The following is a 25,300-nucleotide window of genomic DNA, read 5'->3' as shown; positions in this document are numbered from 1 at the left end:
GGCCGTGCATGGAGGCCATTGGCATGAGTGAACCGTCCACCTTTTGGCGCGACCCTGCGCTGCCTGCCATCGAAGCACGCCACGTGCTCGATGGCCGCTGCCACGGGCACGCCGCTCATAGTCATGAGACCTTTTCGATCGGAGCGATTACCGCCGGGCGCAGCGGCTACCTGAATCTGCGCCAACGTCAGCAGGTTGCCGCCGGCAGTGTGGTGTTGGTCAACCCCGGCGACCTACACGCCTGCAACCCAGTAGCAGGCGAGCCGTGGGCGTACCTGATGTTTTACGTGGACGTGGCATGGTTGCACGAGTGCCAGCGCCAGGCCGGGCTTGGAGGAGGGCGCGGCTGGCAGCCCTGCGCGCTCATTCACAGCCGTGCGGCATGCCTTTATGACGGGCTGCTGGCGTTGTATCAGGGCTTGTCCCAGCCTGACCTGCTGGCGCGGCAGCAATCATTGGTGCAGTGGGGCATGGCACTGGTGGAACATTTGCATCCCTTGCGCCGCCCGGTGGTAAACGATGATCGCCGCCTGGGCCGTGCTGAGGCGTTCATACGCGAGCATTGCGAACAACCACTGACACTGGAGCAGTTGTGCGCTGTGGCAGACCTCTCTGCCTCGCAGTTGATCCGCAGTTTCAAGCGCCGCTATGGCTTCACACCTCATGCGTTCGTGCTGGACCGCCGCCTGCAGAGAGCACGGGCGTACTTGCGAGGCGGCGCCAGTATCGCCGAAGCTGCGCAGTTGGCAGGTTTCGCCGATCAAGCGCACCTGCAACGCACCTTCAAGCGCCACTTGGCCGCCACGCCCGGCCATTATCGCGCCCACCACAGGTAGCCGGCACTGGCTGCCAGCAGCGCGGCCATCAGGCGGTTGAACAGGCGCCAGCGCCGTGCATCGCCCAGGCGCCGCTGCAGCACGGCCCCCGCCCAGGCCCAGCAGGCCAGCGACAGCCAGCACACTACCAAATAGATCGCCGCGAAGCGTGCAATGCCCTGAGCACCGTCTGCGAATGCCGCGACCCCAGCTGCACAGGCCAGCCATGCCTTGGGGTTGAGCCATTGCATGAGCGCGCCGCGCCAGTAACTCGGCCGGCCACCCTTGGCTTCACCTATATCGCCGCGGTCTCGCGCCAACCCCCAGGCCAGCCATAGCAGGTAGGCAACGCCGCCGATGCGCAGCGCCTGAGCCACTCCCTGCTGAGTACCCATCACTGCCAGTAACCCAGCGCCACTTGCCACCAGCAATACGATAAAGCCCAATGTTGCGCCGGTGACATGGCGCAGTGCAGGTCGTAGCCCATGCTGGCCAGCGCTTGCCAGCGCCACCAGGTTTACAGGGCCAGGGGTGATCGAAGTTGCCAGCGCGAAGCCGGCCATTGAAAGGTCCAGATGCATAAAGCCCCTTGAAACTGTGCGAGTTCAAGGGGCAGGTTGAAGCTTGGCGATGCCTTGCGTATTGAATGAAATGCGCATCAGCCGCCGTCAGTATCGATATCGGCGTCTCGCGGTTTGTCGTTCGTTACCGGGTCAGGCCTACGCTCGGGCTCGAAGTCAGGGCTGTAACTGTTGCCCTGTGCGGTATTGCTGTCGCCACCCTCATCGGGTTGGGGGCGTGTCGAGCCTTCAGAAGAGGTGCCGTCCGGGTCGATGGCCGGATCGTTCCGGCCACTGTCTGGCGCAGGCTTGCCTTTGGCATCGTCGTTGGGGGCTTTGCTAACCATATTCGGCTCCTTTCTATTTGCTTGCACCGCCAGCGGCGCCGCCCTCTGAACCCGTGCCACCGTTCTGGATGGCGTCTCTGGTGTTTTGTGGCTCAGTGGTGCCCATGCTGCTGCCTTCAGGGTTGCCTCCATTCTGAGGTTTGTCCATGCCGCTACCTGACGTACCTGACGCGCGAGGTGTAGCTGAGCCATCAGTGTTGCCGTTGGGCATGGCGCTGCCGGAGCCTGAAGGTACGCCTACCGAGGAGGGATCGCTGCCTTTGGGCGCGGGGTGGGTGGTGCCTGTGCTGGCGTCGGCCATGGCGCCAGCACTGAACAGGCCAAGGGTGGCCGCAAGGGCCAGGGAGGTGATTTTCATGATGACCACTCTCAGGATGGGTACCTAAGCTTTGGCCACAAGCCCAGGGGGCGGTGCCTGTAGCTCGACGAACGGTTGACGGCGCAGCGCATGGCAGGTTAGCTTCGCCCCATGACCGTATTTCAGCCGATGCACCAGCCCAGCATTATTACCGCCATTATCAGCATGGCGGGCTAGCGCATTAGCACCTGACCCGCCCTGGAGGCGGGTCTGACCACCCAACGCAGCATGCTTCCGGGGCTTCTTAAAATACCGGAGAACGCATGGCCGCCGTCGTCGAAACCCGCACCGCCTTCTACACCACCTCTCTATTGGCTCACTATGTGCGCCGGATCCTGGCTGCACGCGTGTACGACCTGGCTGTGCATACGCCGCTGCAGGTGGCGCCGGCACTTTCGGCGCGGCTGGGCAACCAGGTACTGCTCAAACGTGAAGACCTGCAACCGACCTTTTCCTTCAAGGTGCGCGGGGCTTGCAACCGCCTTGCCCAGTTGACCGAGCAACAGCGCGCGCGGGGGGTGGTAACCGCCTCTGCGGGCAACCATGCTCAAGGTGTAGCGCTGGCGGCCAAGCACATGGGTATTGAGGCTACGATCGTAATGCCGACCACAACCCCGGAGCTCAAGGTGGCCGGGGTGCGTGCGCAGGGCGGTAAAGCCGTCTTGCACGGCGATGCCTTCCCCCAGGCGTTGGCCGAAGCGCAACGCTTGGCTGAGCACGGCCTGACTTTCGTCCCGCCCTTCGACGACCCGGACGTGATCGCCGGCCAAGGCACCGTCGCTATGGAGATCCTCAGCCAGCACGGCGGCAGGCTCGACGCGGTGTTCGTCCCGGTCGGGGGTGGCGGGCTTGTGGCAGGTGTTGCGGCTTACATCAAATACCTGCGGCCCGAAGTGAAGGTGATCGGGGTCGAGCCTGAAGACTCCAACTGCCTGCAAGCCGCGTTGATGGCGGGCGAGCCGGTCACTCTGAGCCAGGTCGGTGCCTTCGCCGATGGCGTTGCCGTGGCGCGAGTGGGGGAGCACTGCTTCGAAGTGTGCCAGGTAGCGGTGGATGAGGTAATCACGGTCACTGGTGACGAGCTGTGCGCCGCAATCAAAGATATCTACGACGATGCCCGTGCTATCTGCGAGCCGTCGGGCGCGCTGGCGGTGGCCGGGCTCAAACGGTATGTAATGCGTGAAGGGGTGGGCGGGCAGACGTTGGTAGCGGTCAACTCCGGGGCCAACGTTAATTTTGACCGGCTGCGCCACGTGGCCGAGCGAGCAGAGGTGGGTGAGCAGCGCGAAGCGATCATCGCAGTGACCGTACCCGAGCGGCCGGGCAGCTTTCAGCAGTTCTGCCAGGCACTGGGCCGCCGACAGATCACCGAATTCAACTACCGATACAACGACCCACATCACGCCCGACTGTTCGTAGGCGTGCAAACCCATCCCCACAACGACCCACGCGCCGCCCTGCTTCAAGACCTGGCGCAGCGCGGCTTCGACGTCCTGGACTTGACCGACAACGAGCTGGCCAAACTGCACGTGCGCCATACGGTGGGCGGCCATGCAGCCAGCCTGGTAGAGGAGTTTGTCGTGCGGTTCGAGTTCCCTGAGCGGCCGGGTGGGCTGTTGAGCTTTCTGGAGCGGCTGGGCCATCGCTGGAACATCAGCATGTTCCACTATCGCAACCATGGCTCGGCGCAGGCTCGGGTGTTCGCTGCGCTGCAGGTGCCAGAGGCCCAGAGAGGCGAAGTGCCGAGCTGGCTGGACGGGCTCGGGTGCCAATGGTGGGATGAAAACGACAACCCGGCTTATCGGTTGTTTCTGGGTTGAGGCCCTGAAAAGAGAAAACCCGCCGTGAGGCGGGTTTCTCTTGAAGCGAGCGTGCGTGTTACTCAGGGCGAACCTGGGCGGCTTGCATGCCTTTCTGGCCTTTCTCAGCGACGAAAGAGACCGTTTGGCCCTCTTTCAGGCTTTTGAAGCCGTCGGATTCAATCGCTTTGAAGTGCACGAACAGGTCGTCACCACCACCAGCGGGGGTGATGAAGCCGTAGCCCTTCTCATCGTTGAACCATTTGACGGTGCCTTGTTGGCGATTGGACATGGGGTGTATCTCCAGAAACATGAAAACGATCGTGCCGCCTCAGCTCCGCTGAGTGCGTCAGGCCATCATAGACGGAAATCGGCCATTGGGAACTGCCGTGCCGGAAAAAAGCATGCGCCAAGGCAAAAAATGCCTGATTACGACGCTTTGCACACCTGTACCGCTTTTTCCAGCCGCTGACGCAATTCGAGCGTAGGCGGTGGGTTGGTGCTCATCAACTGTGTGATCTCGGCCGTGGTGAACTGCTTTTCGATGACTTGCGCACCGCAGCCGCAATGGGCCTTGGCTTTGGCCAGGTCTACCGACTGCTGGGCCGTAGCCACGCAGTCGTTCATATATTGCTGCTGGGCACCTGGCGGCCAGGCGGCATTTGCAGCCATGGGGGCGAAGGCCGCCAGGGCGGCGGTGAGGGGCAGCAAGGCGAGCAGGCGCATAAGAAGTCTCCTGGGTCATGACAAGCACGCTGCATTCGAAAGGCTCGCACCGCTCAAGTTCACAGCCCGCACGCTGATAACTGTGCTAGCATCCCCGGCCCGGCTAAAAAAGCCGGCTATTTTCGAGTTTTGTTCCAGTTCACCGGTCTGTTACGGGTTGGCCTAACCGCTCCTGCCACTGTGAGGCAGGCGACCCACCGGATCGCGTACTGGCTCATCCCGACCCACGTGACCTTTGGTAGGGGTCACCACTAGGCAGAGGAAGCGCCATGCCCAATATTACCCTTCCCGACGGCAGCGTCCGTTCGTTCGATCATCCCGTCAGCGTTGCCGAGGTTGCTGCCAGTATTGGCGCGGGCCTGGCCAAGGCCACCGTGGCCGGCAAGGTCGACGGCAAGCTGGTCGACGCTTGTGACCTGATCAGCAGCGACGCCCGCCTCGAGATCATCACCCCCAAGAACGACGAAGGCCTGGAAATCATCCGCCATTCCTGCGCGCACCTGGTAGGGCACGCGGTCAAGCAGTTGTATCCTACGGCCAAAATGGTCATTGGCCCGGTGATCGACGAAGGGTTCTATTACGACATCGCCTACGAGCGCCCCTTTACCCCGGATGACCTGGCCGCGATCGAAGCGCGCATGCGCGAGCTGATCGACAAGGACTACGACGTCATCAAGAAGGTGACACCGCGTGCCGAAGTCATCGAGGTATTCGAAGCCCGGGGCGAGGCGTACAAGCTGCGCCTGGTCGAGGACATGCCCGACGAAACCGCGATGGGCCTTTACTACCACGAAGAATACGTCGACATGTGCCGTGGCCCGCACGTGCCCAATACTCGCTTTCTCAAAGCGTTCAAGCTGACCAAGCTGTCCGGTGCCTACTGGCGCGGCGACTCCAAGAACGAGCAACTGCAGCGCATCTATGGCACCGCATGGGCCGACAAGAAGCAGCTGGCTGCCTACATTCAGCGCATCGAGGAAGCCGAGAAGCGCGACCACCGCAAGCTGGGCAAGCGCCTGGGCCTGTTCCATACCCAGGAAGAAGCCCCGGGCATGGTGTTCTGGCACCCCAATGGCTGGACGGTGTATCAGGTGCTCGAGCAGTACATGCGCAAGCTGCAGCGGGACAACGGCTACCTCGAAATCAAGACGCCCCAGGTGGTCGACCGCAGCCTGTGGGAGAAGTCCGGCCATTGGGCCAACTACGCCGATAACATGTTCACCACTGAGTCGGAAAGCCGCGACTACGCGATCAAGCCGATGAATTGCCCATGCCACGTGCAGGTTTTCAATCAGGGCCTGAAGAGCTACCGCGAGCTGCCGCTGCGCCTGGCCGAGTTCGGTGCATGCCATCGCAACGAGCCTTCCGGTGCGCTGCACGGCATCATGCGCGTGCGTGGTTTCACTCAGGATGACGGTCATATCTTCTGCACCGAAGAGCAGATGCAGGCCGAAGCCGAGGCGTTCATTCAGTTGACGCTGGATGTGTACAAGGACTTCGGTTTCGAAGACATCCAGATGAAGCTGTCCACCCGCCCGGAAAAACGCGTGGGTGCTGACGAGCTGTGGGACAAGGCTGAGGCGGCACTGGCGGCTTCGCTGGAGAGTGCTGGCCTGGCGTACGACCTGCAGCCGGGCGAAGGCGCTTTCTACGGCCCGAAAATCGAGTTCTCGTTGAAGGACTGCCTGGGCCGCGTATGGCAGTGCGGCACCTTCCAGCTCGACTTCAACTTGCCGATTCGCCTGGGTGCCGAATACGTTTCCGAAGATAACGACCGCCGTCACCCGGTCATGCTGCACCGGGCCATCCTCGGCTCCTTCGAACGTTTCATCGGCATTCTCATCGAACACTACGAGGGTGCGTTCCCGGCCTGGCTGGCACCGACCCAAGCTGTGATCATGAATATCACCGATAATCAGGCAGCATTCGCCCGGGAAGTCGAGGCTTCGCTCAACGCAAGCGGCTTCCGTGCCAAGTCTGACTTGAGAAACGAGAAAATTGGCTTTAAAATCCGTGAGCATACTTTGCTCAAGGTTCCCTATCTGCTGGTGATCGGCGATCGGGAGGTTGAGACACAAACAGTCGCCGTGCGCACTCGCGAAGGCGCTGACCTGGGTTCGGTCCCGGTCGCGCGCTTCCAGGAAATGCTTGCGCAGGCGGTTTCCCGGCGTGGTCGCCAAGATTTGGAGTAACGATTATTAAGCGTGAAATGAGACAGGACAAACGTACTGCCCCCAAGGCACCGATCAACGAAAACATCTCCGCCCGCGAGGTGCGGTTGATTGGTGTCGATGGCGAGCAGATCGGCATCGTCTCTATTGATGAAGCGCTTCGTGTCGCTGAAGAAGCGAAGCTGGATCTGGTAGAGATCACCGCGGAAGCGGTCCCGCCCGTTTGCCGGGTGATGGACTACGGTAAGCACCTCTTCGAGAAGAAGAAGCAGCAGAACGCCGCGAAGAAGAACCAGAAGCAGATCCAGATCAAAGAAATCAAGTTTCGTCCAGGGACGGAAGAAGGGGATTACCAGGTAAAACTGCGCAACCTGGTACGTTTCCTGAGTGAAGGGGACAAGGCCAAGATCTCTCTGAGATTCCGTGGCCGCGAAATGGCTCACCAGGAGCTGGGCATGGAGCTGTTGAAGCGGGTCGAAGCCGACCTCGTGGAATACGGCGCCGTTGAACAGCAGCCCAAAATGGAAGGGCGTCAACTGTTGATGGTCATCGCACCCAAACGCAAGAAATAACCTCCAGGGCACGGCAGGCCTTGCGGTTATCTTTATCCATATGAATGCGGAGTTTGAACATGCCAAAGATGAAAACCAAAAGCGGTGCTGCGAAGCGTTTCCGGGTTACCGGTAACGGCATCAAGCACAAGCACGCTTTCAAGAGCCACATCCTGACCAAGATGTCGACCAAGCGTAAGCGCCAACTGCGTGGTGCTTCCCAGCTGCATGCCTCTGACATGCAGAAAGTCGAACGCATGCTTCGCCTGCGTTAATTCTTGCCCCCCCGGATTAGAGGAAACTACTCATGGCTCGTGTTAAGCGTGGCGTTATCGCCCGTAAGCGTCACAAGAAAATTCTGAAACTTGCCAAAGGCTACTACGGTGCTCGCTCGCGCGTGTTCCGTGTTGCCAAGCAAGCCGTCATCAAGGCTGGCCAATACGCCTACCGCGACCGTCGTCAGAAGAAGCGTCAGTTCCGCGCTCTGTGGATCGCTCGTATCAACGCCGGTGCCCGCACCAACGGCCTGTCCTACAGCCGTTTGATCGCAGGCCTGAAAAAAGCGTCGATCGAAATCGACCGCAAGGTTCTGGCTGACCTGGCTGTGACCGAAAAAGCAGCGTTTGCTGCGATTGTCGAGAAAGCGAAAGCCGCTCTGGCTTGAGTCCCCGACAATCACCGGCCTGCCGCCCGCGGTGGCGCCGGTTGTTGAACCTTTGAATAGGGGAAGGGCCTTCGAGCTCTTCCCCTTTTCGTATCTGGTGCCTTGGAGTTCTACATGGAAAACCTGGATGCGCTCGTCTCCCAAGCCCTGGAGGCCGTGGAGCGCGCTGAAGACATCGCCGCCCTGGAGCAGATCCGGGTCAACTACCTTGGCAAGAAAGGCGAACTCACATCGGTGATGAAAACCCTCGGCGACATTCCCGCCGAAGAGCGCCCCAAGGTTGGCGCATTGGTCAATGCCGCCAAGGAACGTGTGACCGTCCTGCTCAACGCTCGTAAAGCTGCCTTCGAAGAAGCGGAGCTGAACCAGAAGCTGGCGGCCGAACGTATCGACGTCACCCTGCCAGGCCGTGGTCAGACCTCCGGTGGCCTGCATCCGATTACCCGCACACTTGAGCGCATCGAGAACTTCTTCACTCACATCGGCTATGGCATCGCCGAAGGCCCGGAAGTCGAAGACGACTATCATAACTTCGAGGCGCTCAATATCCCCGGCCACCATCCGGCTCGGGCGATGCACGACACCTTCTATTTCAACGCCAACATGTTGTTGCGCACCCATACGTCGCCTGTTCAGGCTCGTACGATGGAAAGCACGCAGCCGCCTATTCGGATTGTTTGCCCCGGCCGCGTGTACCGCTGCGACTCCGACCTGACCCACTCGCCGATGTTTCACCAGGTCGAAGGCCTGCTGATCGACAAAGACATCAACTTCGCCGACCTCAAGGGGACTATCGAGCAGTTTCTGCGGGTGTTTTTTGAAAAAGACCTGCCGGTGCGTTTCCGCCCGTCGTTTTTCCCCTTTACCGAGCCTTCCGCAGAAGTGGACATCGGCTGCGTGATCTGCAACGCCAAGGGCTGCCGCGTATGCAAGCAGACGGGCTGGCTCGAAGTGATGGGCTGCGGCATGGTGCACCCCAATGTGCTGCGCATGAGCGGCATCGACCCAGAAGAATACTCTGGCTTCGCCTTCGGCATGGGGGCCGAGCGCCTGGCCATGCTGCGTTATGGCGTCAATGACTTGCGCCTGTTCTTCGACAACGACTTGCGCTTCCTCGCGCAATTTCGCTAACAGGTTTCAGGAGAACGGATCAGCATGAAATTCAGTGAAAACTGGCTGCGTGGCTGGGTTAGCCCGCAAGCGAACCGCGACGAACTGGTCGCGCGCCTGTCCATGGCAGGCCTTGAGGTCGATGCGGTCATTCCCGCTGCAGGCCAATTCTCCGGCGTCGTGGTAGGCGAGGTGTTGGCCACCGAACAGCATCCGGACGCCGATAAACTGCGAGTATGCCAAGTCAGTGATGGCAAAGAGACCTTCCAGGTGGTGTGCGGCGCGCCGAACGTGCGCCCTGGCCTGAAAATTCCCTTCGCCCAAATTGGCGCCGAGCTGCCCGGTGACTTCAAGATCAAGAAGGCCAAGCTACGCGGTGTCGAGTCCAATGGCATGCTCTGCTCCGCAGCCGAGCTGCAGATCAGCGAAGAAAACGACGGCCTGATGGAGTTGCCGGCCGACGCCCCCGTGGGCCTGAGCATTCGCGAGTACCTCGACCTGGACGATGCCAGCATCGAGCTTGGCCTCACCCCCAATCGTGGCGATTGCCTGTCGTTGGCGGGCCTCGCGCGTGAAGTGGGCGCATTGTACAACACCCCGGTCACTCGCCCTGAAGTGCTGCCGGTTGCGCCGCTGAACCAAGAGACACGCCCGGTCGAGTTGCTGGCCCCTGCTGCCTGCCCTCGCTACCTGGGCCGCGTGATCAAGAACGTGGACCTGTCTCGCCCGACTCCGTTGTGGATGGTCGAGCGCCTGCGCCGCAGCGAAATCCGCAGCATCGACGCCGCTGTAGACATCACCAACTACGTGATGCTCGAGCTTGGGCAGCCGATGCATGCCTTCGACCTTGGGGAAATCCGCGGGGGCGTGCGTGTGCGCATGGCCGACGAGGGCGAGAAGCTGGTGTTGCTCGACGGCCAGGAGGTTACCTTGCGGAGCGACACTCTGGTGATCGCCGACCACGAACGTGCGTTGGCTATCGCCGGGGTGATGGGCGGTGAGCACAGCGGTGTGGCCGCGGGCACTCGCGATCTGTTCTTGGAAAGTGCCTTTTTCGAGCCGGTGTCAGTGGCTGGCAAGGCCCGCTCCTACGGCCTGCACACCGACGCCTCGCACCGCTTCGAGCGGGGCGTGGACTTCAACCTTGCCCGAGAAGCAATCGAGCGCGCCACGGCGTTGCTGCTTGAAATCACAGGCGGCGAGCCGGGCCCAGTGATCGAAGCGGTCAGTGCCGAGCACTTGCCAAAGGTCGCTCCGGTTACCTTGCGTGCCGAGCGTGTCAGCCAGATGCTTGGCCTGGACCTGGGTGCAGGGGAAATCGAGCAACTGCTGCGCGGCTTGGGCCTGGGCGTGGAAGCCAACGGAGCAGGGCAGTGGAGCGTCAGCATCCCCAGCCATCGCTTTGACATCAGCTTGGAAGTCGACCTGATCGAAGAGCTGGCGCGCCTGTACGGCTACAACCGCCTGCCAGTGCGCTACCCGCAGGCACGGCTGGCACCTGAACAACGCAGTGAAGAAAAGGCCGAGCTGCCAGCTTTGCGTCGCCTGCTTGTAGCCCGCGGCTATCAGGAAGCGATCACCTACAGTTTCATCGACCCGAAACTGTTCGAGCGCTTCAACCCGGGTGTGCAGCCGCTGACCCTTGCCAACCCCATCTCCGCCGACATGGCGGCCATGCGCGTATCGTTGTGGCCTGGCCTGGTCAGCGCCGTGCAACACAACCTCAATCGCCAGCAGACCCGCGTGCGCCTGTTCGAAAGCGGCTTGCGTTTCGTCGGCCAGCTCGAGAACCTCAAGCAAGAGCCAATGCTTGCGGGCGTGGCCTGTGGCAACCGCTTGCCCGAGGCGTGGGCCAACGGCAACGACAAGCTCGATTTCTTCGACGTCAAGGCCGATGTCGAGGCCATCCTGGGCCATGCCGGCGCGCTCGCCAGCTTCACTTTCGTGCCGGGCAGCCATCCCGCGTTGCACCCGGGCCAGGCCGCACGTATCGAGCGCGAGGGTCGCGAAGTGGGCTACATCGGCGCACTCCACCCGGAGCTGACCAAGGCACTGGGGCTGGACCGCACCCTGTACGTGTTCGAGCTGCTGCTGGCCGAAGTTGCCGAAGGCCGCCTGCCCAAGTTCAAGGAGCTGTCGCGCTTCCCGGAGGTGCGCCGTGACTTGGCACTGGTAGTCGACCAAAGCGTAGCGGCCGAGGCCGTGCTCAGCGATATCCGCAGCAATGCCGGGGAGTGGCTCACAGACCTCAAGCTGTTCGACGTGTACCAAGGTAAAGGTATTGATCCGCATAGAAAAAGCCTGGCTGTCGGCTTGACCTGGCAGCATCCTTCGCGCACTCTTAATGACGAAGAGGTGAACGCCACCACCCAAAGTATCCTCACCTCGCTTGAAAACAGGTTGAACGCCACGTTAAGGAAGTGACGTATGGGGGCTCTGACGAAAGCTGAGATGGCCGAACGTCTGTACGAAGAGCTGGGCTTGAACAAACGCGAGGCCAAGGAATTGGTCGAGCTGTTTTTCGAAGAGATCAGGCACGCGCTCGAAGACAACGAGCAGGTTAAATTGTCCGGTTTCGGCAATTTCGACTTGCGAGATAAACGGCAGCGGCCTGGCCGCAACCCGAAAACGGGTGAAGAAATCCCAATTACGGCGCGCCGCGTCGTCACCTTTCGTCCAGGGCAAAAATTGAAAGCCCGAGTTGAAGCCTATGCTGGAACCAAGTCATAACGACGAGCTTCCGCCCATACCCGGCAAGCGCTACTTCACCATTGGTGAAGTAAGCGACTTGTGCGCGGTCAAGCCGCACGTGCTCCGATACTGGGAACAGGAGTTTCCGCAGCTCAACCCCGTCAAACGGCGCGGTAACCGCCGGTATTATCAGCGCCAGGACGTGCTGATGATTCGCCAGATTCGGGCGCTGCTGTACGACCAGGGCTTCACTATCGGCGGTGCGCGCTTGCGCCTTTCCGGTGATGAAGCCAAGGACGACACCACGCAATACCGCCAACTGATCAAGCAGATGATCAGCGAACTGGAAGACGTGCTAGTCGTTCTCAAGAAATAGCCCACCTTGTGTGGGCTTTTTCATGCCTGCTTGAGTGAGCGCATGGCCTTGGAGATGCGCGGCTCGCGCTGCGCTTTAGGCCACCCCATCGATGATTGGCCCTGAGGTTGCAATAGGCTCAGCTGGGTCGGTTCTGTGTCTGCGCTGAAAGTCTATTTTCGGATGCCCCGAGGCTATCGCAAAAAAAGTGAAAAAAAAGCTTTCTATATTCAGGGGGTTAGAGTATCTTTCTCCCCGTTCCCGCTGCTAACGGGAGCAGGTTTAAACGCCTAGTCGGGGCGTAGCGCAGCCCGGTAGCGCACTTGCATGGGGTGCAAGGGGTCGAGTGTTCGAATCACTCCGTCCCGACCATATTTTCAGTGATCTAGCCCGGTTCGGAAGAACCGGGCTTTTTCATGCTTGACGTTCGGGTGCGTGCTCTTCCCATAGCCGCCCGTTTGGTCAACGATCATTGCTCAAAAGCAATCTCACAACCGTCTACATCGGCTTTTTTCCTCTTCCCACTGCATAAGGACATGTCGTGCGCAATACCGTCTGGGTAGTTATCTTCGTCTCATCACTCACCGGGTGTTCCGGCATTCCCACCGTGCCTTATGAGGAGCCCGCTCAGTCGGCGCAGGTGGCACGTATTCGCGTTATCACCAACTCGGATGTATCAGGCGACAGCATCGCTGGCAGCTGCGCTCCTGCTACCCGTCACAAGATGGCCGAAGCCGGGCGGTTTGGGCGTGACGGCTGGATGAACACCAGTTATCCGCAATATCCGGTCGCGCCGGTGCAGCTTGGGATGCCGCAGCGGACCGCACCCAAGCTGGTGGAGTACATTCCAGCCATCCGGATGGCTGAGGGCCAGTATCAGGAAGTGGTCACCGAATATCGCGTCAGGGCCGATCTGCCGTTCCAGATTGCGACATTGGGGGCCACTATCGGAAGCTATGGCAGTTCCTACTCGTCGTGCCCCGGAAAGGCGGCCGTTTATAAGCTTGAGCCGGGCAAAGATTACGAAGCCCTGGTGGGGGTTGGGAGCAGGCCGAACGGCGAGGGCGGCTACTCGCTTACCTGCGTATTGGCCGTTGCTGAGATCAGCCCTTTGGCAGGAACGCCACTCGTACTTCCGCTGATGCTGTCACCTTCTGCGCCTCCCAAAGTGACTTGCAAGCCCTAGGCTGCCAAGACGTATGCGCCTGAACAGGCGAACACATCAAAAGGCCGCGGTCACTCCGGCAAAAACTGGCACCTGACGCAGGCGTCACTCGCATGTTAGCGGCTGATCCGGCTCACCCGTTCATCTTTGCCGCGAGTAACGCTCTCTCCTTGCTCAATGGCTTGAGCAAACCTGGGTGCTCGCCAATCTTCATGAAGAGAAAGTAGTGATCTTGCTCATCATGGAGGATGCGATAGACATTGGCCGTTCTGTCGGTGCTAGGAGAGGTGAGTTTGTCCACTACCAGGGTGTAGCCGCCCGCGCCAAGGTCGTTCAACGCTGACTGCAGCTCTGCATCGATTTTTGCACGCCAGGTTCTATGGGTATGCCGATTTATCAGGACCACCAGCGCAATCGTCAGTATCGGCATCACAACAGCAGCGAAGGCTGTAAGCACTGCGTGCATAATTCCTCTTGGTGTCTCACTGGAACAGGTTTTCAAGTGCAGGTTAATCAGGCAGAAAGGAGAAGCGCCATGGGCGTTGTAGCAGATTTTTTTGTATCCAGTGAAGCGGACGCCTTGAGTTACGCGGCTGGAATGGAAACAGTCGATCCCGATGCGCAACGTGTGACGCCGGTAACCCCCGTTCGCTACAAGGGCTTTTCCGATCTCGAGGTCGGCACGCTTTGGGCCATCTTGGAGGGGCAAGAATGGGACGAGGAGCGGCATATGCCGGAGGAAACTTTCCTTGGCGATGATGGCGAGTCTTGGCTCAATCGTTTTCCCGATGAACTCACACACCTGCTTGCCCAAACCAGTGAAGCCTCGCTTAGCCAAGCTCGCCCTGGATAGTGGCAAGTCGATCTATCTGTGGGGTTGCCTCTAAAGTGGCATTTCCGATCATCTTTCCAAAGCCTGTAAAAAGCCAGGTTCATAAAGCGCAACGCCAGTCATCGAGCGTAGCTTTGCCAGAGTGCCAGGTACTGGGGCACGCATGAGCGGTTCAATTGTCCAGCTTCGCTGCGGTCAGCAGGCGCTCCTTTTTGGCACTGCTCCGACCGTTCGGCCGGTCCCCGGCACCCTCAGCGGCGCGGAACCTCCAATTTCTCAAGCCCGGGCGCTGTGTCCCGGCCATGGAGGTGCATATGAAACATACTCTCGAAGCATCCGGCGCCGCCGGCAACAGTTCTGGATCGAAGGGCCCGCAGGCGCCGGCCCAACCAAGCGTCGACCCAACCGACCTTCCTGGGGGCGCCGATAGGCCAGGCCAGGGCGGCGAGATACCGCTGAGCCCTGAGCAGCAGCTCCCATTGCCCAGTGATGATCCACTGGCCCCCGAAGACCCGCCATCTGCAGCGTTATAGCCGATCACGCCCGGCGGTCTGCCGGGCTGCCTGCCGCCGAAACAGTGTTCGGCCTGTTGACGGCGCAGGCGCAGTGACGCCATTCACGTATTGGAGCATTCGCTCTACTCGATGAAGACTTTTTCTGATTTGTAAGTCCATAATGCCTTTTTGCTATACAGCAATATTCCTAAATAACGTGCTGATGGGACTAAAAATGAGAAAAAGCATTGCCCCCCTGTTGCTGATCGCAAGTGCTATTGCAACGCCTACTTTTGCCGCCGATATTTCCGGCGCAGTGGGGGCGACCAGCCAGGGCGGCTATACCGCCCGCGCAGCATTGGGGTTCAACTGGGACAAGTCGTGGCTGGAGAGTTCGACCGGCAAAGTCACCGGCTACTGGGACCTGGGCTACACCTATTGGGAGGCCGGCAAGGAGGCGGGCGGTCGGCATTCGATTTCCTTCGCTCCGGTGTTTGTCTATGAGTTCGGGCAAGGCAACATCAAACCGTTCCTGGAGGCCGGCATCGGCGTCTCGCTGTTTTCGGGCACCAGCGCCGGCGATCAGAAGTTCGGCTCGGCCTTCAACTTCGAAGATCGCATCGGTGCCGGCCTGAAATTCGGGGAGACCCAGAAAGTGGGTATCCGCGCGATCCACTACTCCAATGGCAGTATCAAGCAGCCTAACGACGGTATCGAGTCGTACTCGCTGTTTTACAGCCACGCGATCTGATCGCAGGTTGTTCCACCTGGCATGACCCCGGCGCGCCGGGGTTTTGCGTTTTCAGGCCCCACGCATAAGCCCGCTGATGCACCGCTCACGCGCGTCGCCCGCAGCTTCAAGTTGCCCCGCTTGCTGCCGATACTTCGTCTATCACTTGGGTAGCCCGCGATACGTGTCGAGCGCTCAGTCACTAGACCATGGGGAAAGGCGTGCGGGCAGTGTTCAGGCAGCGATTATTCGCTGCAATGGCTTCGGCCATCTTGATGGCGGTCGCAATACCAGATGCCTTCGCACTGTCGAACGGTTGCGCCACGCTCAATGGCTTGTCTGGCGCTACGGCGTTGTCTTTTTCGACGAATCGATACCCGGCTGCCGACTTTCTACCCGGCGACGCACTGACCCTGACGTTCCAGGACAATGGGGCAGGGCAGGGCTCAAGCCCGACGACCGCCGACAGTGTGGGGCTCTCGCGCTATAACCTGTCTGGCTTCAGCACCTACAATGCTGCCAACTCCAACAGCAATACGCCGCACACAGTGACCTTGACGGTGCCTACACCGAGCTTGGAAACCAATGGTATCGCTATCCGCGCTTCAACCACTCAAGGCCAGATCAGCAACCTGGTGTTTACCTGTACCAGCAGCGCACAGGCCTCCACCGATGCGAGCCTGTCGGCGCTGTCACTGTCGGCGGGCAGCCTGGCGCCGGGCTTCAGCAGTAGCGGTACTCGCTACAGCGTATCGGTGAGCAATGCTACGACGGCACTGACGGCCAGGCCCACTGCAGCTGACGCGGGAGGCACTATCATGGTCAACGGCGCTGCGGTCGCCTCGGGCACAGACTCTGCGGCCATTCCTTTAGCGGTGGGTGACAATACCTTCAATATCGTGGTCGTTGCGGCTGACCGCCAGACCTCGCAAACCTACACCGTCACCGTTACCCGCGCACAACCTGCGCCAGTGGCTGGCAATGCCACTGCCAGCGTTGCCGCCAACAGCGCCAACAACCCGATTACGCTCTTGATCACCGGTTCGGCCACCTCAGTGGCCGTTTCCACTCCGGCCAGCCATGGCACGGCGACGGCGTCTGGAACAGGCATCGTCTACACACCGGCCGCTGGCTATTCCGGCAGTGATAGCTTTGGCTACACCGCCTCCAATGGTTCAGGGACTTCTTCGCCGGCTACGGTCACTGTTTCAGTAACCCCAGCCACGCTCGCGCTATCACCAGGTGCCGGCCCGCTCCCGGCTGCAACCCTGGGGAGCCCCTATCATGGAACGTTCAGCGCCAGCGGTGGCACCGGGCCTTACACTTTCACTGCGGCGGCCCTACCCGCGGGCCTGGCGCTGGACCCAACCTCCGGCAACCTATCGGGTACACCCACGCTTGCCGGCAGCAGCTCTTTTTCCGTCACTGCAAGCGACGCTCATTCAGCCCAGGTTACAGCCCACTACACGCTGGACATCAACGCCGCTACGGCGATAGCGGCCAACGCCTCACTGGCGCTCATGGGCGGCCAAAGTGCGAGCCTTGACCTGAGTGCCGGCGCAAGCGGGGGGCCTTTCATCGCTGCAAGCCTGCTCGATACGCTAGCCAGCTCGGTGGGCACTGCCCACCTCAATGGCACTGTGTTGAGCATTACTGCAGCGCCGAAGGCCAGTGGCACGGCGACCTTGCGTTTCACGTTGGCCAATGCGGCAGGTACGTCGGCGCCGGCAACCTTGACGCTACAGATAAACACGCGGCCTGACCCGAGCCGTGACCCCGAGGTTATCGGGGTGCTCAGCGCCCAGGCCCAGAGTGCCCAGCAGTTCGCGCGGGCACAGGTCAGCAACTTCACTGACCGCCTGGAGCAGCTTCACAGCCCCGAGGGCCACCGCAGCGCCTTCAACCTGCGATTTGCTCCGATGCAGGCTCAAGCCGTGAAGGGGCAGGGCGAGGCAGGGCCCGGCCTGTACGAGCCCCGTGTATTCGGCACCACGCAGCTGCTGGCAACCGACCCAGGCCCCGCCTTGCAGGCCACTGCCGAACGCCCAACTGGGCAACCGCCCGCCGGCGGCGAGGTATCGGTCTGGAGTGGCGGCTATGTCGATTTTGGCAGCACCCAGCGCGGCGGTAGCAAAGTCAGCAACAGCACGCTCGGCGTGAGCAGTGGTATCGACTTCAGCCTCAGCCCGGCACTCACGCTGGGCGCCGGTATTGGCTTTGGCAACGACCATAGCGACATCGGCTCCTCAGGCAGCTATAGCCGCGGCAAGGCGTACAGCCTCGCGGCGTACGGTAGCTTCCACCCCGGCGCGGTATTTCTGGATGCACTGTTTGGTTACAGCCGTTTGCAATTCGACACCCGGCGTTACGTGCCTGCTGCCAATGCCGATGCCAAGGGTACGCGCGATGGCGACCAGTTGTTCGGCGCCCTGAGCGCAGGCTACGAGATCAAGGGGATGAGCTGGTTGATATCCCCCTACGGCCGCCTGAGCACCTCGACGACCTGGCTACACGCCTATAAAGAAGCAAATGCAGACGGATACAACCTCGCCTACGCCCAGCAACGGGTGGCTCTGGTGTCAGGCACCGCAGGCGTGCGAGGGCAATATGGCATTCCGTTGGGCTGGGCCCACCTGACACTGCGCTCTCGGCTGGAGCTAAGCCACACCCTCAATGCTGATTCCACGGCGCGATTGGGGTATGTCGATATCGATGATTCGAGCTATTCAGTCACCACCCGCGGGTTTGGTGATGACACGCTGGCCGCCGCGCTGGGTGCAGACCTGTTGTGGGCCTCGGGCATCAGCACGGGCATCGGCTATCAGGGCACCCGTGCGTTGGGCGAGCAGTCGCGATCGGATGCGTTATCACTACGTGCGGCCTATCAATTCTAAGCGCAATCCAATAGCACTTTTCGCTGTACCCCGTGCTCCACTGTTTACCATTGCCAACGAGGTGAACATGGACATCAAGCCCACTGACCCTGCATCCCCCGTGGGCCGGCCTGTCGAGCAGATCGAGCCGGACCTGACCCCCGCCCCGGGCACGCCCCGCGATGATTCTCAAGACCATTGGCCTGCAGGCTCGGATGAGCCGGCGGGTGGCGAAGACCCCGACCTCAAACGGCCTACCCAGCACTGAGTTATCTGGAGACGTTCATGACGATCGAACATGATGCGCAAATCGACACTGGCGCCGACCACGGCTCGGGGTTGGAACAAACCCCCTCGGAGCCACAGCAGGGCCATGAGCGCCCGGCGAATTGGACACCTCCTCCTGGTAACCCCGGCTCTGATCAGGACGCCCTAGAGGACAGGAACAATGGCACCGCAAGGCCCGGTGCCGATTGACGACTGCGCAAGCGCCCGCAAAAAGCCCAGCTTGATGCTGGGCTTTTTGCGGGCGGGCATTTGAGGTGCAAATGGGCAGCCGTACTGTATTGGGTAACCCCGGATTGGCGGCGCTCCGGGGCCAATGCAGGTATCACCGAACCGACACCGAATGGGCTTCGGAGGTGGCCGGGTTGATGTGCAGCAAGCGGCCTTGATGGTCGAATACCAGCCACTGGTCATCCACGCAGCGAAATTGAGCCTGTTCAAAGGGCCAGCTCAACGTAGCGCACAGCTGATTTCGGCCGCGGTGAATGAACTGCCAGCCAGCCGTTGAGCTCCCGGCCGCGTAACTGGCTATCAGCCAGGCGCCGTCGCAATGGACCTTAGGCAGGCCGGCTCCCTCCTCAACCAGGCCGGGCAACCGATAGCCATTGCTCGCGCCCGCCTTGCCCACCTCCAGCAGGGTTTCGGCACCCTCGCTTCGCCTGAGCCGTAGCTCCACGGTTTGCCCGATGGCGTTGAACACCTGCCAGCCGTCCGGGAACGCACGGGCAGGTGCTGGTTCACGGCCAAGCAAACGGCGCTGGGGCAGGCGGTAATGCCAGAGTTCTGTCTCCTGCCCGGTGCGCAGCACCAGGGTTTCGTTGTGCAGGTCGTCGTGGAGGTGCGCGACGTGCCCCGGCAAGTCGTCGACGTGCCAGAGCGTCTCGAAGCGCCGGTCGACGTCCACCCTGCGCACCGTTCGGCCCCGAGCGATGGTCCAGGCGCTGCCATCGAACAGGCTGGCGAACGCGTCGAGCCTGAGCACGCCCAGGTCGCTGGCGCTTCGGTTGACCAGGTCGAGTTTGCAAATGCGCCACACCTCACCCCGGTTGGCCAATGCCAGTGCCACCTGGCGGCTGTGCCCGATCACAATCCGCTGCGTGGGCACCGGGAAATGAAACGCCGATTGGCCAGTGCTTTCGATCACCACGGCACCGGCTTCACCCAGCGCCAGCAGATAGCGGCCATCGGCCAGCGGCACTGCGTCGAAGATCGGCCGGTGGCCGGCCTCAGGTGGCGTTAGCGGCAGCGGATCGCGGCGGTGTTCCAGGGCTGAGTTGGGCGTATGGCGGGGCAGCGCGCTGCTGGGCAAGTCGGCCTGCAGAAGTTTGTCGCGGCTCATCTTCACCAGCGCCTGCAGCTGATTCAGCGACAAGGGCGAGGGCGCGCTTACCTGGTCGCAGACGATCGCCCGCACGGTCGCTGCGGCCAGCGATGCAAGCTCAGGGCTATGGTTGGCTTTGTGCGCGAGCAATTCCTGAGCGAGAGTGGCACGTTCGGCGTGGCGCTCAGGGTCGTTGCGCAGCTTGTCGATCCAGGCCTCGTAACGGCTCAGGGTGTCGGGCAGCAGCGCCGCCCGCTTGACCAGGGCGCCGATGGCCAGGCTCCCGCCCGTGGCTTCGGCAGCCAGCAACCATTGCACGGCACGCTCACGTTGCTCGGGCAGGGCCCAGATCACTTCCACCGCCTGCAACCACCGGCCTTTGTCCGTCAGCGCCTGCGCCCACTCCAGCCGCAGCCGGCTGGCCGCATCAGGCTGTTTGCTTTCGAGCAACAGCACGGCATCGGCAAAAGCGTTGTCACGCCGGGCCACTTGCAGCGCGCGCTGCCAATCTTCGGCCAGGCACAGCAGCCGCACGATCATTGCGGCCGGCATGTCCCAGGCCAGTGAGAGTTCAGCGGCCTGCCGAAAGCGCTGGTGCTTCTCAAGGTAATCCAGCGCCTCCTGGCGGGCTTTGAGCAGCTCGGCGAGCACGAACACCGCTTCCTCGACGCGGCCTTCGCGGTCGAGACGTTCGAACGACTGCCGGTACACCTTCTTCAGGTGCTCCTGCAGGTCTGGCCCCAACGCCATGCCCAGGCCTGAACTTGGCCTGAGGCTCAGCGCCAGGTCGTCGCGCCGGCCGGGAGTGCCGAACGCTTGCCCCTGAGGCGGCTGATCATCGCCCAGCGGCAGGGCATGGCGCAGCGCCTCGTGCAGGTCGCCGGATTCGAACAGCCTCAACATGTGCTGCAGGTACGCAGCCTGGCGCTTGCCGTAAAGCCTCGACAGGCGGGTTCGCTCCGCCAAGCGGGCGAACCACCGCCGCCACCGGCTCGAAGGTGCAGGGCTGTCACTGGCGCGGGGGGGCACATGGGGCGCAGCCCGGCCTGCGGGGCCGGCACCCGGCTTGGCCCCCTTGGCTGCAGGCCGGCGGTTCAGCAGGGCCCGCAGCCCCATCAACAGCACGGTCAGCACCACCACGCTGATCAACGCCGATACCAGCATGCTGCTCGCATCCAGCGGGGTAGGCGCCGCCGATGCCGGGTGCAAGGGCGATAACGGTGCGGCACTGGAGGAGGCCGGTGCCCGCCTGCCGGCGCGGTACTCGTGCAGCGCATAGAATGCGATGGCCAGGCCAATCGCTATCAGGTTCGGCAGGCTATACCGCGACGCGCCGTCGCCTTGCGCAGATGAACCATTGCGCGAAGCGCTGCCAGCCGCCTCGGCTTTATCAGCGATAGCCTGCCGCTCGAGCAAGGCGCGCATCACCTGTTCGCGCTCGGGGTTGGCCGGGGCGATGGCATCGCCGAGGATCTCACGGATATCGACCTTCACCGCTTCAGGCTCGATCAACGCCTCGGGCAATACGTCGCGGCAATCGTAGGTGTCGAGCAGCGCGTACTGGCCGATGTCGATCCATTGGCTCGGTGCCAGGGCCGTGGCGTCGCGCAGGTACAGGGCATCGGCCCTGCCGCCTCGCACCAGGCAGATGTCTGCCGCTTCCACGCGCTTGCGTTCTTCGGCCGTCAGCGGGGCTGAGCAAAGGGTACGGCCCTGGCGCACCAGCGGCCAGCCGGCCAGGCTCTCGCACAGCTGCGTGCGTGCTGTGGGCAAGCGCAACAGGTCGCCCTCGGCAAAGCGCCAGGCGCTGGCGCCGGCCTGCCAGTGCGCCAGGATCAGCCCGGCCCGCTCAGGTTCGCTGAAACGCTCGGCCGGGAACCACAGCGCCTCGACCGGCTGCGAACCGCTGAGCGTAGGCTGGCGGACTTTCAAGGCGTCAGCGTGTTGCATCGGCAGGGCCCTCCAAAGCCGGTGGAACGTGGTTGCACAGCACCTGCAGCACCTGGCGATCATTCTTGATCGAGTACACGATCAGTTCCCGCGTCTTGGTCAGGGCACAGATCAGCCCGTTCAGCGGGCAGAAGCTGATGCGCGCGATGGGCGACAGCGTGGTGAAGAGCACCTCTTGCGCGCCGTGATCGTAGCGGGCCACGGTCTGCTGGTCGGGGCTCACCAACACCAGGGTGAAGCATTCTTGTTCATCGATCAGCAAACCGATGGCGCGCCAGCGGGGCGCCAGCTCGACCTGCTCGGCCTTCAGATTGGGCGCGATTAGCTGCCAGTGCTGGGCGCCGTCGACGCTGTGCATCCATGCACAGCCGCGCAAGGCCTTGTTCCAGCCCGCGCTGGCCGCGAACAACACCTGCTCGACGGACTTCGCTGTGCCGATCATTTCACCCTCAGCGGTGGTGATCCATGGGGTGACCCGGTACAGGTACAAGCGGCCGCCATGGTGGCGAAGATAGGCCAGGGTATGCAGCTCCACCTGCGCCATGCCCACCACGTCGGCTGCCATCATGTGGGTGACGCCGGCGCGCTGCGGGTTGGGTAACTTACCGTTATCGATCACCCAGAACGCCAGGCGCCCCTGGGTATCGTGCAGGAACACCCGGCCATAGGTGCCATTGTGCAGCCACACCACCGGCAGCAGCGCCGCGGTGCCGGGCGGCATCTGCAGCTGCTCACGGCCGGGTAAGGGCAGGGCTTTGAGGTGAGGCATGTTCCAGAAGGTGAGCAGCCCGTCCAGGCTCATGACCGCGCCGGGGCTGCGGCCAGGAAAGGTGATGGCCAGGGGCGTGCCTCGTTCGCTCCAGTGCACCCGGCGGATGTCCAGAGGCTTTTTCTGCCGAGGCGCCGGCAGTTTGATCACCAGCAGGCCGGGCTCGTCGAGCAATTTCAGGGCGATGTGCAAACCGCTAGGGGCGATGATCGGTGCCAGGGTCAGCGCGACCCGAGGTATCTGGCCCCGGGGTGTACTGACCCTGGCGGGGGCTGCCTGCTCGAACTCGCCTCTGATCAATTCCAAGGCCTGGCGCTCATTGGGAGCGGGCAGCTCCAAATGCCGCGGCGTAGCACCTTCCAGTGCGAAGATCAGCCGCCGGCTATCGATGCTGGGCTGCACAAGCACCCGATGCGTGCAGGCCCGGGGGCCCAACGCTGGGAGCCGCTGGCCGACCACCCAGCGCTCGCCGCTGTCATAAGCCTTCTCGCTCAACCAGGTGTGCCAGCACTGCCAGTGCGCCTCGCTCACCGGCTGGTAGGTCCGAGCCTCCAGTAGCAGCTTGAGCTCGGATGCACTTTGCAGCTCGTGCAAGTGCGGTGCGCTTTGCAAGATGCCCCAGCGCAGTTGGGCCCCGGCTTCCCGGGCCCGGCGGGCGAGCAGGATCAGCAGCGCCACCTGTACCAGCCGGGGGGCACCCCATTGCAGCGGGCCTGCATCGAACAGCACAACGATCCAGCGGCTTGCCTGGTGTGCTCGATAGTGAGGCGCGAGGAACAGGTGCTCGCCGGTCACGGCGCGGCGCATGAACTCCTCTGGCAGCGCGTCGGCCAGCAGCCATTCGCTGGCCAGCAGCCGCTCATAGGGGCCACGGCGCTGCAGGTCGCCCAGGCCATCCGGCTCCGGCACGCCACCCTGGTGCAGGCCGCGCAACGGGCCCAGTATCGGGTGGATGCGGCCGAGCAGGTCGGCCAGCAACGGTAATTGGGCGGGCCTGAACCCGTGCAGCCACTCGCGCCAAGGTTGCAGTGATTTCGGTAATTGCATCAGTGCGCCGCCCATTCGTGCTCGATGCGTTGCAGGTGCTGAGCCGTCACCGGCAGGCAGCGGTCCAGCGGCACGACCGCTGCCGGTGCGTGCCAAAGCAGCAACGGCGCCCGGGGGAAGCGTGCCAGCAATGCTTGCCCGAGCAGGTCCAGGGGGGCGTCCGGTTCCCAGCTGGTTGGCAGCCACAGGCCCGGAGCGGCCGGTTCGGCACAGGCGTATTGCACGCCTTCCACCCAAGGCAAGGTATCAGGCCGGCCAGTGATCACCAGCACCTCGCCATTGGCCGTCGCCTCCAACCCTGCCAGCTCACCTTCGGCCATGCGCTTGAGCCGCGCATGCAGGCGCCTCGCAGCGTCACCCCAAGCGACGGCGGCTTGCGGCGCACTGGCGGCCTGCCGGGCGCGCCACTGCCATTGCACCAACCCTGCATTCATGCCTGGCTCGTCAGCAGTTGTGCGACGCGCCCGCGTACTTCATGCAGCGGGGCGGGTAGGGTCTGGCTGTTGAAGTTGGCATCTATCTCGCGCAGCAATGCCTCCAGCTGGGCGCTGGCTGGCGGCTCGCTGCGGTCGAGGTAATCCTGGGCGGTTTCGAGCAAGCGGTGCAGGCGGGCCATCGGCTGCTGCGTTGCCTCTTCGACGGCGCTGAACAGGTGGCTGTTGGTGCACTGGCCAAGCTGGGCCTGCAGCAGCTCGCGCCCGTTCTGCTGGATCTCGCGCGTGGGCAGCACATACAGCAGCGGCCACAAATCAGCTTCGCTGGCCTGCAATTGCCCACGCAGCAGCGCCGCGGCAGCGATCAGGCGCTGCGACTTGACGATGCGCCGGTCCGACAGCTGAATGCCGGCCTCGCGCAAACGCCGGATCGCCTGGACCAGGGCGGGGCGTACGCCCGCCAGGTCGACGTCCTTGAGCGCTCGCCCGAGGGTATCGAGCTCAGCCATGCCCAGCAGGTGTGGCACCGGCCGCTGCTCGGACTGCCAACCGCCGGCGAGCATCGCTTCGAGCTGGTTGTCGGGCACTGCGTCGACGAAAAGATGCAGCAGAAAACGATCGCCAAACGCGGCGAGCGATTCATCCTCTGGCAGGCCATTGGCTGCACCTACGCACACTCGCAGCGGGCAGTGCACCTGCGTATGGCCGCGGCGAAAACGCCGTTCGTTGAGCACACCCAGCAGCGTATTGAGGATGGCCGTGGACCCGAGGAACACCTCGTCGAGGAACACGATATCGGCTTCGGGCAACATGCCGCGCGTGTCGGTTTCCACCGTACCCTCGCGGAGTTTATTCAAGTCGACCGTGCCGAACAGTTCAGAAGGCTCGGTGAACCGCCCCAGCAGGTATTCGAAATAACGCCCGCCCATGCACTGCGCCACTCGGCGCACCACGGCACTTTTGGCTGTGCCGGGCGGGCCAACCACCAGGATGTGCTCCTGGGCAACTGCCGCCAGCATGATCAGTTCGGCCAGTTGCTCGCGGCCTACCAGGCCCTCGGTGGCGGCGCGCACGGCCAGGCGGATTTGAGCGGCGGCGTGGTGCAGGGGGCAGGGCATGGGCATCTTCCTTGAATCGGGGGGCAATCGTGCGCGAAGTCGGGGTAGAACGGAAGGGGTTATCGGCGAGGGCAAGCATGGCTTGAGCGGCACCTCATCACTTTCAGATGCTGACCATCGCTTGTGAAAGGCGTT

General features: G+C 62.3%; 26 protein-coding genes and 1 tRNA gene. 17 read left to right on the top strand and 10 right to left on the bottom strand.

Annotation, left to right across the window (positions count from 1 at the left end; translation table 11 throughout):
• Positions 1-23 precede the first annotated feature (23 nt).
• Entirely contained in the window at positions 24-836 is an 813-nt protein-coding gene (locus tag F474_RS03890) for an AraC family transcriptional regulator (RefSeq protein ID WP_256577667.1), read from the top strand.
• Here the strand turns inward: F474_RS03890 and F474_RS03885 are convergent.
• The 3 genes from F474_RS03885 to F474_RS03875 all read right to left on the bottom strand — a co-directional run bounded on the left by F474_RS03885 (position 815) and on the right by F474_RS03875 (position 2,080).
• A complete protein-coding gene (locus F474_RS03885) occupies positions 815-1,396 on the bottom strand; it encodes a LysE family translocator (RefSeq protein WP_097083853.1) in 582 nt (193 codons plus the stop codon). The two genes, F474_RS03890 and F474_RS03885, sit on opposite strands and share 22 nt — an antisense overlap.
• Positions 1,397-1,473: 77 nt before the next feature.
• Positions 1,474-1,722, bottom strand: a complete 249-nt coding sequence (locus tag F474_RS03880) for a hypothetical protein (RefSeq protein ID WP_097083854.1) — start codon at positions 1,720-1,722, stop codon at positions 1,474-1,476.
• A gap of 13 nt (positions 1,723-1,735) precedes the next feature.
• On the bottom strand, positions 1,736-2,080 hold the full coding sequence (locus tag F474_RS03875) for a hypothetical protein (protein WP_097083855.1): 345 nt from the start codon (positions 2,078-2,080) through the stop codon (positions 1,736-1,738).
• Positions 2,081-2,343: 263 nt separating this feature from the next.
• On the opposite strand from F474_RS03875, the gene ilvA reads away from it, so the two are divergent.
• A complete protein-coding gene (gene ilvA / locus F474_RS03870; protein ID WP_097083856.1) occupies positions 2,344-3,900 on the top strand; it encodes a threonine ammonia-lyase, biosynthetic in 1,557 nt (518 codons plus the stop codon).
• Positions 3,901-3,958: 58 nt separating this feature from the next.
• Here ilvA and F474_RS03865 read toward each other — a convergent pair whose 3' ends face one another.
• Positions 3,959-4,171: a cold-shock protein gene (locus F474_RS03865; RefSeq protein ID WP_012313861.1), complete on the bottom strand. Its 213-nt coding sequence runs from the start codon at positions 4,169-4,171 to the stop codon at positions 3,959-3,961.
• A gap of 137 nt (positions 4,172-4,308) precedes the next feature.
• Positions 4,309-4,605, bottom strand: a complete 297-nt coding sequence (locus F474_RS03860; RefSeq protein WP_097083857.1) for a hypothetical protein — start codon at positions 4,603-4,605, stop codon at positions 4,309-4,311.
• A 269-nt stretch (positions 4,606-4,874) separates the two neighbouring features.
• On the opposite strand from F474_RS03860, the gene thrS reads away from it, so the two are divergent.
• From thrS to F474_RS03810, 10 genes are all read left to right on the top strand, one after another.
• A complete protein-coding gene (gene thrS, locus F474_RS03855) occupies positions 4,875-6,797 on the top strand; it encodes a threonine--tRNA ligase (RefSeq protein ID WP_097083858.1) in 1,923 nt (640 codons plus the stop codon).
• A gap of 17 nt (positions 6,798-6,814) precedes the next feature.
• Complete coding sequence (gene infC / locus F474_RS03850) at positions 6,815-7,348, top strand: translation initiation factor IF-3 (RefSeq protein ID WP_097083859.1); 534 nt, start codon at positions 6,815-6,817, stop codon at positions 7,346-7,348.
• A gap of 59 nt (positions 7,349-7,407) precedes the next feature.
• Entirely contained in the window at positions 7,408-7,602 is a 195-nt protein-coding gene (rpmI, locus tag F474_RS03845) for a 50S ribosomal protein L35 (protein WP_097083860.1), read from the top strand.
• A gap of 32 nt (positions 7,603-7,634) precedes the next feature.
• Positions 7,635-7,991, top strand: coding sequence for a 50S ribosomal protein L20 (gene rplT, locus F474_RS03840; protein ID WP_097083861.1), 357 nt, complete (start codon positions 7,635-7,637; stop codon positions 7,989-7,991).
• Positions 7,992-8,105: 114 nt separating this feature from the next.
• Entirely contained in the window at positions 8,106-9,122 is a 1,017-nt protein-coding gene (gene pheS / locus F474_RS03835) for a phenylalanine--tRNA ligase subunit alpha (RefSeq protein ID WP_097083862.1), read from the top strand.
• A gap of 24 nt (positions 9,123-9,146) precedes the next feature.
• Complete coding sequence (gene pheT / locus F474_RS03830; RefSeq protein WP_097083863.1) at positions 9,147-11,525, top strand: phenylalanine--tRNA ligase subunit beta; 2,379 nt, start codon at positions 9,147-9,149, stop codon at positions 11,523-11,525.
• Positions 11,526-11,528: 3 nt separating this feature from the next.
• Positions 11,529-11,831, top strand: coding sequence for an integration host factor subunit alpha (ihfA, locus tag F474_RS03825; protein WP_002553164.1), 303 nt, complete (start codon positions 11,529-11,531; stop codon positions 11,829-11,831).
• A complete protein-coding gene (locus F474_RS03820; RefSeq protein ID WP_097083864.1) occupies positions 11,812-12,168 on the top strand; it encodes a MerR family transcriptional regulator in 357 nt (118 codons plus the stop codon). The genes ihfA and F474_RS03820 overlap by 20 nt, the downstream gene beginning before the upstream one ends.
• A 274-nt stretch (positions 12,169-12,442) precedes the next feature.
• Positions 12,443-12,519, top strand: a tRNA-Pro gene (locus F474_RS03815).
• Positions 12,520-12,688: 169 nt separating this feature from the next.
• Complete coding sequence (locus tag F474_RS03810) at positions 12,689-13,333, top strand: hypothetical protein (protein ID WP_097083865.1); 645 nt, start codon at positions 12,689-12,691, stop codon at positions 13,331-13,333.
• Positions 13,334-13,445: 112 nt separating this feature from the next.
• On the opposite strand, the gene F474_RS03805 is transcribed toward F474_RS03810, so the two are convergent.
• The gene (locus tag F474_RS03805; RefSeq protein WP_097083866.1) at positions 13,446-13,778 is read right to left on the bottom strand and encodes a hypothetical protein; all 333 of its coding nucleotides are present in this window, start codon (positions 13,776-13,778) and stop codon (positions 13,446-13,448) included.
• Positions 13,779-13,847: 69 nt separating this feature from the next.
• Here F474_RS03805 and F474_RS03800 point away from each other — a divergent pair, with 69 nt between their 5' ends.
• The 5 genes from F474_RS03800 (at position 13,848) to F474_RS03780 (ending at position 18,718) form a co-directional block, all read left to right on the top strand.
• Complete coding sequence (locus F474_RS03800) at positions 13,848-14,165, top strand: hypothetical protein (RefSeq protein WP_097083867.1); 318 nt, start codon at positions 13,848-13,850, stop codon at positions 14,163-14,165.
• A 708-nt stretch (positions 14,166-14,873) separates the two neighbouring features.
• Complete coding sequence (locus tag F474_RS03795; RefSeq protein WP_097083868.1) at positions 14,874-15,389, top strand: acyloxyacyl hydrolase; 516 nt, start codon at positions 14,874-14,876, stop codon at positions 15,387-15,389.
• 236 nt (positions 15,390-15,625) lie between these two features.
• Positions 15,626-18,262 carry an autotransporter domain-containing protein gene (locus tag F474_RS03790; RefSeq protein WP_165830262.1) on the top strand — a complete coding sequence of 879 codons (2,637 nt, stop codon included), beginning with the start codon at positions 15,626-15,628 and terminating at the stop codon, positions 18,260-18,262.
• Positions 18,263-18,329: 67 nt separating this feature from the next.
• A complete protein-coding gene (locus tag F474_RS03785; RefSeq protein WP_097083870.1) occupies positions 18,330-18,509 on the top strand; it encodes a hypothetical protein in 180 nt (59 codons plus the stop codon).
• A 17-nt stretch (positions 18,510-18,526) separates the two neighbouring features.
• Positions 18,527-18,718, top strand: coding sequence for a hypothetical protein (locus F474_RS03780; protein WP_097083871.1), 192 nt, complete (start codon positions 18,527-18,529; stop codon positions 18,716-18,718).
• Between the two features lie 133 nt (positions 18,719-18,851).
• Here F474_RS03780 and F474_RS03775 read toward each other — a convergent pair whose 3' ends face one another.
• Genes F474_RS03775 through F474_RS03760 form a run of 4 tightly spaced genes read right to left on the bottom strand, consistent with a single transcriptional unit; the run spans position 18,852 to position 25,165 of the window.
• Complete coding sequence (locus F474_RS03775; protein ID WP_097083872.1) at positions 18,852-21,797, bottom strand: bpX6 domain-containing protein; 2,946 nt, start codon at positions 21,795-21,797, stop codon at positions 18,852-18,854.
• Positions 21,784-23,613, bottom strand: coding sequence for a hypothetical protein (locus F474_RS03770; RefSeq protein ID WP_097084283.1), 1,830 nt, complete (start codon positions 23,611-23,613; stop codon positions 21,784-21,786). Before F474_RS03770 ends, F474_RS03775 begins: the two co-directional genes overlap by 14 nt.
• Complete coding sequence (locus tag F474_RS03765; protein WP_097083873.1) at positions 23,613-24,047, bottom strand: hypothetical protein; 435 nt, start codon at positions 24,045-24,047, stop codon at positions 23,613-23,615. Before F474_RS03765 ends, F474_RS03770 begins: the two co-directional genes overlap by 1 nt.
• Complete coding sequence (locus F474_RS03760) at positions 24,044-25,165, bottom strand: AAA family ATPase (protein ID WP_097083874.1); 1,122 nt, start codon at positions 25,163-25,165, stop codon at positions 24,044-24,046. Before F474_RS03760 ends, F474_RS03765 begins: the two co-directional genes overlap by 4 nt.
• Positions 25,166-25,300 lie beyond the last annotated feature (135 nt).

The organism is Pseudomonas sp. URIL14HWK12:I12, from assembly GCF_003097135.1.
Taxonomy (GTDB): Bacteria; Pseudomonadota; Gammaproteobacteria; order Pseudomonadales; family Pseudomonadaceae; genus Aquipseudomonas.
Note: the sequence above shows the minus strand (reverse complement) of the source record. Positions and strands in the feature narration are given on the sequence as shown.

Bases quoted from the DNA above. Each gene is read 5' to 3' on its own strand.
- F474_RS03890 (WP_256577667.1), top strand. From the start codon at position 24: ATGAGTGAACCGTCCACCTTTTGGCGCGACCCTGCGCTGCCTGCCATC.
- F474_RS03885 (WP_097083853.1), bottom strand. From the start codon at position 1,396: ATGCATCTGGACCTTTCAATGGCCGGCTTCGCGCTGGCAACTTCGATC.
- F474_RS03880 (WP_097083854.1), bottom strand. From the start codon at position 1,722: ATGGTTAGCAAAGCCCCCAACGACGATGCCAAAGGCAAGCCTGCGCCA.
- F474_RS03875 (WP_097083855.1), bottom strand. From the start codon at position 2,080: ATGAAAATCACCTCCCTGGCCCTTGCGGCCACCCTTGGCCTGTTCAGT.
- ilvA (WP_097083856.1), top strand. From the start codon at position 2,344: ATGGCCGCCGTCGTCGAAACCCGCACCGCCTTCTACACCACCTCTCTA.
- F474_RS03865 (WP_012313861.1), bottom strand. From the start codon at position 4,171: ATGTCCAATCGCCAACAAGGCACCGTCAAATGGTTCAACGATGAGAAG.
- F474_RS03860 (WP_097083857.1), bottom strand. From the start codon at position 4,605: ATGCGCCTGCTCGCCTTGCTGCCCCTCACCGCCGCCCTGGCGGCCTTC.
- thrS (WP_097083858.1), top strand. From the start codon at position 4,875: ATGCCCAATATTACCCTTCCCGACGGCAGCGTCCGTTCGTTCGATCAT.
- infC (WP_097083859.1), top strand. From the start codon at position 6,815: ATGAGACAGGACAAACGTACTGCCCCCAAGGCACCGATCAACGAAAAC.
- rpmI (WP_097083860.1), top strand. From the start codon at position 7,408: ATGCCAAAGATGAAAACCAAAAGCGGTGCTGCGAAGCGTTTCCGGGTT.
- rplT (WP_097083861.1), top strand. From the start codon at position 7,635: ATGGCTCGTGTTAAGCGTGGCGTTATCGCCCGTAAGCGTCACAAGAAA.
- pheS (WP_097083862.1), top strand. From the start codon at position 8,106: ATGGAAAACCTGGATGCGCTCGTCTCCCAAGCCCTGGAGGCCGTGGAG.
- pheT (WP_097083863.1), top strand. From the start codon at position 9,147: ATGAAATTCAGTGAAAACTGGCTGCGTGGCTGGGTTAGCCCGCAAGCG.
- ihfA (WP_002553164.1), top strand. From the start codon at position 11,529: ATGGGGGCTCTGACGAAAGCTGAGATGGCCGAACGTCTGTACGAAGAG.
- F474_RS03820 (WP_097083864.1), top strand. From the start codon at position 11,812: ATGCTGGAACCAAGTCATAACGACGAGCTTCCGCCCATACCCGGCAAG.
- F474_RS03805 (WP_097083866.1), bottom strand. From the start codon at position 13,778: ATGCACGCAGTGCTTACAGCCTTCGCTGCTGTTGTGATGCCGATACTG.
- F474_RS03800 (WP_097083867.1), top strand. From the start codon at position 13,848: ATGGGCGTTGTAGCAGATTTTTTTGTATCCAGTGAAGCGGACGCCTTG.
- F474_RS03795 (WP_097083868.1), top strand. From the start codon at position 14,874: ATGAGAAAAAGCATTGCCCCCCTGTTGCTGATCGCAAGTGCTATTGCA.
- F474_RS03790 (WP_165830262.1), top strand. From the start codon at position 15,626: ATGGCTTCGGCCATCTTGATGGCGGTCGCAATACCAGATGCCTTCGCA.
- F474_RS03785 (WP_097083870.1), top strand. From the start codon at position 18,330: ATGGACATCAAGCCCACTGACCCTGCATCCCCCGTGGGCCGGCCTGTC.
- F474_RS03780 (WP_097083871.1), top strand. From the start codon at position 18,527: ATGACGATCGAACATGATGCGCAAATCGACACTGGCGCCGACCACGGC.
- F474_RS03775 (WP_097083872.1), bottom strand. From the start codon at position 21,797: ATGCAACACGCTGACGCCTTGAAAGTCCGCCAGCCTACGCTCAGCGGT.
- F474_RS03770 (WP_097084283.1), bottom strand. From the start codon at position 23,613: ATGCAATTACCGAAATCACTGCAACCTTGGCGCGAGTGGCTGCACGGG.
- F474_RS03765 (WP_097083873.1), bottom strand. From the start codon at position 24,047: ATGAATGCAGGGTTGGTGCAATGGCAGTGGCGCGCCCGGCAGGCCGCC.
- F474_RS03760 (WP_097083874.1), bottom strand. From the start codon at position 25,165: ATGCCCTGCCCCCTGCACCACGCCGCCGCTCAAATCCGCCTGGCCGTG.